This window comes from Candidatus Rokuibacteriota bacterium, assembly GCA_016209385.1.
In the GTDB taxonomy this organism is placed as follows: Bacteria; Methylomirabilota; Methylomirabilia; order Rokubacteriales; family CSP1-6; genus JACQWB01.
Genome location: JACQWB010000011.1, coordinates 1 through 2,792, shown reverse-complemented (window position 1 = coordinate 2,792; position 2,792 = coordinate 1). Strand labels below are relative to the sequence as shown.

Annotated in this window: 3 protein-coding genes; all 3 read right to left on the bottom strand. The window is 63.4% G+C overall.

Going from position 1 to position 2,792, the window contains the following annotated elements; genetic code table 11:
• On the bottom strand, positions 1-1,198 hold a 1,198-nt coding region (locus tag HY726_00710; protein ID MBI4607512.1), incomplete at its 3' end, for an SBBP repeat-containing protein.
• A gap of 927 nt (positions 1,199-2,125) precedes the next feature.
• Entirely contained in the window at positions 2,126-2,560 is a 435-nt protein-coding gene (locus HY726_00705) for a hypothetical protein (GenBank protein MBI4607511.1), read from the bottom strand.
• A gap of 48 nt (positions 2,561-2,608) precedes the next feature.
• The coding region (locus HY726_00700; protein ID MBI4607510.1) for a hypothetical protein at positions 2,609-2,792 on the bottom strand (184 nt) is incomplete at its 5' end.

Genomic DNA, 2,792 nt, shown 5'->3' with positions numbered 1-2,792 from the left:
TTGGGAAGTCGGTCGAGCCGGTCTCGCCCGTCACGTAGGCGTTGCCCGAGCCGTCCACAGCGATGCTATGACCTTTGTCGACGGTACCGCCGCCGAGGAAGGTCGAGTAGAGGAGGGCAGTGCCCGTGGAGTTCAACTTCGCAACGAAGGCGTCGGTGCCGCCATTGAAACTGTCGTCGAAGGCACCCGGAGTCGTCGGGAAGTCGGTCGAACCGGTCTCGCCCACCACGTAGGCGTTGCCCGAGGCGTCCACGGCGATGCCGTCGGCAAATTCGAAGCCACTGCCGCCGAGGAAGGTCGAGTAGACGAGGGCAGTGCCGGTGGAGTTCAACTTCGCGACGAAGGCGTCGGAGGAGCCGCCATTGAAACTCGGGTCGAAGGGGAGCGGTGAGGTCGTCGGGAACGTCGGGAAATTGCTCGACTGGGTCTGGCCCACCACGTAGGCGTTGCCCGAGGCGTCCACGGCGATGCCGCGCCCTTCGTCCGCGTCGCTGCCGCCGACATAAGTCGAATAGCTTAAGATCGGGTCAATCACAAGGCGTCTGGTCGCATCGTAATGGCCTACCTGAAAGCTGACCTGATGCTCGCCCTTGAGCACGTAGCCGCCTGTGATTTCCTGCCTGGTGCTACCCACCTCCTGGTAAATGACGGGTTTGCGCAGGCGAATCTCGGCGCCAGCCGCCTGCAGCACCAGGTCGCCGTGCGCATCAACTTCAAGCTTGTCGGCTCCCTCGAAGCTAAGGGTGATGGCCTTGGGGGCAGCGCCCGGGGCGACAACGAAGTCGTATTCTAACTGCCTCTGGTTGCCGTAGTAGACGAGATCCACACCAGGATAGATCTCCTCGTATTTGACTTTCGTGTAGGTGGGAATGTTTGTACGCCACCTTTTCGGGTCGTTGCCGATGAAGTAGTTAACCTTGCCGGGAAGCTGGTCCAGCCCAGTGATGGCCGGGTGCGGGTTCGCTCCGACGAGCTGCATCCGCAGGACCGCCGTATTGGACTTCTGCCGGTTATGCAGACCGAGCGTTGCTGATTTCTCTGCCCCGGGTCGAGGCTCCGGGTTGGCCAAGGAGAGGACCACCTCGGTTGGCGTCAAAAAGAGCGCATAGCCCCGGCCCCTTGCGAGGAACTTGACTCGCTCGTCCGTCAATCTCTGGTTACGCTCGAAGATGAGGGGGAACCCGCCGTAGCTTTTCACGATGTAAAGCTTCGTTGCCGTAGGGAGGCCCGAGGACGTGCCCCCGGCTGCCGCATACGCAATGCCTGTAAAGACGACGGCGGCAACGAGACAAAAGGCTAAGAAAAGCAGCCTCTACATGGCCCTACTCCTTGTGCGCCGCGTTAAACCGGCGAGGTGTTGCGAATGAACTAGCTAGAATTCCCCATATTGCTGAACCGGGATTTCCCATATCAGGGATGATCCCGGACTCCCAGCTGCTGATAGAGGGTCCCGGAAGCGCAATCGCCATTTGCCAGCCATCGGCATGGCCTACAAGGGGGCCAAGTTGTAGTGCAGACCCCCAATGCAGAGGCATAGTCTGCACCCCAGAGCGTAGATGTGATGTGGTAGGCGGCTGACGCTAGCCGGAACGGGTGCCATTGTCAAGGGAAAGGGTGAGGGAGTGTGAGGGAGTCCTGGCGCAATCTGGCGCCCCCCTGAGCTACATCTGCCGAGGAGCCCCACCCAGGTCTACCCTCCCGTTCCCCCGCGCATGAAGGCCGTTCGGGGCCCTTGCCACTCACGTCCCGAAGGCGGCTCGTCGCGGCCCCTCACCGCAGGCCGCCCAGATTCCATTTAGAATTAGAGCCTTCAAGGAGGCGTCTACAGCAGGATTCGCTGGGAAAGAGAAGCTGCATCTTGCCCCGGCCCCGGGATGAGCTCCGCCTGCAAAAGAGGGGGGCTAGACGAGGTGAGCCGGAATATTATGGGAAAATAAATGGTTAGGCCGCCACCGGGGGCTTCACCCGCAGCCTAGGCATTTCGGCCCCTTTCTGAAACCAGTCCTCACGGATAGTCGCGTCGCGTCTTGATCGCCGGCGGAGCCAACGGAGGTGAGTTCGAAAGCCGTACCATCGGGCTACGTTCCTGCGGGGAGAGCGCCGGGAAGCAGCCTGAGCCCCGAGGTCAGGGGTGACCCCACCAGATCCAGCCCCCCTCCATCCAGACCGGGCGGCAGTTCCACCGACCCCCGACCCAGATCCACTCGCACCCCCAGCGGCCCGGCAGGAAGACCCACCCCCGATGGAAGACCGGCCGGTCGGGATGGAAGAACCCGGGGTGACGGAAGCCGTCATGGGGAAACCGGGGAAAGGCTGGACCGGCGCGAAATCCCTGGGACGGCTTCCCGTGAGTGAACCGGTGCTGGGGGACCAGCGGGTCCGCCGCGATGGGCGCAGAGCTGCCGGGCAGGGTAAAGCCCGGGATCGCGGCCAGCCCATGGCCCTGGGCTCCGACCCGGCCTGGCCACACCAGAACCATACTCAGGGCCACTCCCAACGCGACCGCGATACCCACCCGCCCAGTCCCCGGCACCCCCAGGGCCGCCGGTCCGCGTCTCATACCTTCTTCGATGGCGTCCATCATCATCTCCCCCCCCGCGCGTCCCCCTCACGGCTCGTTCCGACCGAGAGGACCGGCCGGCGGGCCGAGGTACCGGTCCTGGAAGTACCGGTAGTAGGCTGGATCAGCGGCCAGCGAGCTGCTGTAGAGGTGGCGGTAGTAGGGGTAGTAGGCCGGGTCGTGTGCCAGGGAGCTGCCGTAGCGCGGACTGTAGTAGCGATAGAACTCCGGG